We start from the raw sequence: 3,744 nt of genomic DNA on the forward strand, positions 1-3,744 counted from the left end.
GCGAGCTCCGGCACGGTCGCCTGGGAGATCGCGAAGCCGGTGACGGTCCGGTCCAGCATGTAGAGCGGACCGGCCGGGAGCACCGGCCGGGTCGCCATCCCGGCCAGCAGCACGGCCCGCCCCCTGCGGGCCAGCAGCGCCATCGCCCGCTCCAGGTCGTTCCGGCCGGCCGCGTCGATGTACAGGTCGGCGCCGTCGCAGGCGCGGGCGGTCCGCTCGGCGGCGTCGGGCGCCCGGTAGTCCACCGCGGCCGCGGCCCCCAGCGCCCGGACGTGGTCGGCGTCGCGGGCGCTCGCCACCGCGACCACCCGGGCGCCCGCGTCGGCGGCCAGCGACACCAGGGCGCCGCCGACGTTGCCCCCGGCCCCGACCACCACCACCGTCTCCCCGGGGCGCATCCGGCCGTGGACGAAGAGCGCCAGGTAGGCGGTCGCCGCCGGGTGGGCGAGCGCCGCGGCGTCCTCGGGGGCCAGCCCGGCGGGCAGGGGGTAGAGGCGGTCGGCGGGGACCGCGGCGCGCTGGGCGCAGGCGCCCTGGCGGCCGCCGTACCCCATGCTCAGGCACCAGACCGGGTCGCCGGGGGCGAACCCGGGGGCGGCGGGCCCGGCCGAGGCGACGGTGCCCACCAGGTCGCGGCCGATCACGAAGGGGAACTCCACGGGGGTCCGCCAGGCGCCCGACCGGACGAAGGTGTCGACGTGGTTGGCGCCGGCGTACTCCACGTCGACCAGGACGTCGCCGGGGCCCGGACGGGGGTCGGGCAGCTCTCCGACGCGGATGGCGCCGGGCGGCCCCAGCTCCTCGATGAATGCGGCTCGCATGGGCCGCATTGTGGCGGGTCGGCGACGCCGGGGCGGGGCCGGTCCCCGGGCGTTTGTCAGCTCGGGAAAGGGCGGAGGGGCGGACGAACACCCGGTCCGATTCATGATCTCGTCATATTGTCCCGCCTGCCGGTGCCGTCTAGCATTCCGTATACCGGGCGGACATAACGGGCGTTCGGGTAATTGCGCACCGAATGCCGCCTCTCCCTGCCCTTGAGACCCCGGCGGCGGCGACCCCGGCCACAGGGGATGCGGACTCACGCCCGGAACACCGAAGAGCGAAGGCTACAAAGACGGGGAGAAGTAGCCGAACATGGACACCATGGCGCGATCGGCGCCGGATGCGGCGGATTCGGTCACCATTCCGAGGACGACGCACTGGCGGCATTTTCCGACGCCCCTCGTCGGGCGCGAGGACGAACTGGACCACCTGTACCGGAGACTGGCCGACCCGGCGGTCCGGATCCTGACCGTCACCGGGCCGGTCGGCGTCGGCAAGAGCAGGCTCGTGACGACGGCGCTCGGCCGGGCCGCCGACCTCTTCGAGGCCGGGACGCTCGTCGTGGAGCTGGACAAGGTCTGCGAGGAGAGCGGCGACCCGCGCACGGCCGCGGAGGCCGCGGGCGGCCTGACCCGGGCGGAGATCGACGAGGCGATCGCGGACGTCTTCCCCGCCTCCCCCGAGGGGGCGGGCCGCGCCGCGCCCTCGGGGCGGTTCCTGCTGGTCCTGGACGGGTGCGAGGAGATCCTGCCGGAGCTGCGGGCGACCCTGCCCGGGGCGCTCGCCGCCTGCTCCTGGGGCGCGGTGATGATCGCGGCGCCCGAGCCGCTGGGGGCCTACGGCGAAGAGGTCGTGCGGGTCCCGCCGCTCCCCGTCCCGGACCTGGAGGCCGCCCACGACCCCGAGGAGTGCGAGGCGGTCCCGTCGGTGCGCCTGTTCCTGCGCCGGGCCCAGGCCGCCCGCCCCGGCTTCCGCCTGACCCCGGACAACGCCGAGGCGGTGGTCCGGCTGTGCCGCCGCACCGACGGCCTGCCCCTGGCCATCGAGCTGGCGGCGGCGCGCATGAAGACCAAGTCGCCGCAGGGCGTGCTCGAAGGACTGGACGGGGACCTGGACATCCTCTCCGCCAGCGGGGGCGAGACGCTGTCCCGGCACTGCGGGATGCGCAGCGCGATCTCCTGGTCGCTCACCCGGCTGGACGGCGGGGACCAGGAGCTTCTCGGGCGCGTCTCCGCGTTCCGCTCGGGGGTGGACCTCGCCGCGGCGACCTCCGTCGCCGACGCCGGGCCCGGAGAGGTCGAGGAGCGGCTGGCGCGGCTGGTGGACAAGAGCCTGCTGCACGCCGAGGAGGCCGACGACGGCGGTGTGGTCTTCCGCCTGCCCCATCTGACCAGGCAGTACGTCACCGAGTGGCTGCGCCAGAGCGGCGAGCTGACCCGGGTCCTGGAGATCCACGCCCGCTACTTCCTGCGCATGGCCGACCTGCTGCAGCGCCCGGAGCTGGAGGGATCGACGCTCGGCTGCATGCCGAACGCGCAGTTCTGGCGCGAGGACGTCGAGGCGGCCATGTTCTTCCTGTTCGACAGCGGCGACTCGGCCGCCGCCGCCCGGGTGGCCGCCGCCCTCGGCCAGTTCTGGCACGGGTCCGGCGCCCTGCGCCGGGTGACGGTGCTGCTGCGCGAGCTGCTGGACTCCGGCCGCCTGCCGCCCGGGGCCGCGTCGGCCGCCGAGGGCGCGTTGGGGGAGCAGCTGACCTGGCTGGGCGAGTACCGGGAGGCGGGAGAGCGGCTGGAGCGCGCCCTGCGCGGGCGCGGTGCGGGCGACGCCGCCGGAACCGGCATGGACACCCGGCGCCTCGGGGACCTCGCCTTCCACCGGGGCGACCTCGCCGAAGCCGCGTCCCTGCAGCGGGAGGCGGCGGAACTGCTGGAGCGCGCGGATGCCGGGCACGAGCGGGCCAAGGCGCTTCGGGGCCTGGCCGAGTGCCTGGCGGCGCTGGGGGAGGGGCGCGCGGCCGTATCGGCGGCCGAGGCGGCCCACCGGGTCTCCGAGGGACTGTGCGACGAGGCGGGCAAGGCGCTCGCGGAGGCCTCGCGGGCCGGTGCGCTGGCCGTCGAAGGCGGTGTACGGGAGGCGGAGGGGCTGTACCGCTCCGCACTGGCCCGGCTGCGCCGCCTGGACGGCCGGGTCGCCTGCGCGGGCGTGCTGGAGCGCCTCGCCGTGCAGTGGGTGCACACCGACGGCGGGCGCGAGGCCCTCAGGCGCGCGGTGATCGGGATCGGGGCCGCGTCCGTGATGCGCTCCTCCACCCGGTGCGTCCCCGCCGCGCCCGTGTCCGACGGGATCGACCGGGCGCTGGTGCGGGCCCGGGAGGGGCTGGGCGGCCGGCGCTTCGACGAGCTCTGGACCAAGGGGAGGTCCCTGGAGCTCGGCGCGGCGGTCGACCTGGTGCTGTCCCCGGTTCCGGACGAGGCCGCGGAGGCGCCTCGGGCGGAGGGGGGCCACACGCTGACCGCGCGCGAGTACCAGGTGGCCGAGCTGGTCGCGGAGGGGCTGACCAACCGCGGCATCGCCCGGCGGCTCGGCATCGCCGAATGGACGGCCATCAACCATCTGCGCAAGGTGATGCGCAAGCTCGGCGTCTCCTCCCGCGTGCACGTCGCCGGCTGGTTCCGGGAACGGGCGCGGGAGGGGCGGGTCCCCGGCCCACGCGACGGGCGGCAAAGGTGACCGTCCGCCCCGTCCGCCCCGCGACGGTGCGGCCCGGGGCCTGAGACCGGCCTGCCGCCGTGACCCCGCGGCGGGCCACCTTCCTTTGCATGCGCGGGGCACCGGGGGCGACCGCCCTCCGGCACCCCCGTGGTGCGCGGACCACGGCCCCGGGAGGGCGTCCGTTGGAGCGGTGTGGCTTTTTTTTTTTGT

1 protein-coding gene and 1 pseudogene are annotated in these 3,744 nt (G+C 76.2%); one reads left to right on the plus strand and one right to left on the minus strand.

Going from position 1 to position 3,744, the window contains the following annotated elements; all coding sequences use genetic code 11:
- Nucleotides 1–62 precede the first annotated feature (62 nt).
- Nucleotides 63–926, minus strand: a pseudogene (locus D476_RS39950) (alcohol dehydrogenase catalytic domain-containing protein); the annotation flags it as partial.
- Between the two features lie 217 nt (nt 927–1,143).
- On the opposite strand from D476_RS39950, the gene D476_RS39805 reads away from it, so the two are divergent.
- The gene (locus tag D476_RS39805; protein ID WP_152529406.1) at nt 1,144–3,552 is read left to right on the plus strand and encodes an ATP-binding protein; all 2,409 of its coding nucleotides are present in this window, start codon (nt 1,144–1,146) and stop codon (nt 3,550–3,552) included.
- The last annotated feature ends 192 nt before the right edge of the window (nt 3,553–3,744 follow it).

The sequence above is a fragment of the Nocardiopsis chromatogenes YIM 90109 genome, assembly GCF_000341185.1.
Taxonomy (GTDB): domain Bacteria; phylum Actinomycetota; class Actinomycetes; order Streptosporangiales; family Streptosporangiaceae; genus Nocardiopsis_A; species Nocardiopsis_A chromatogenes.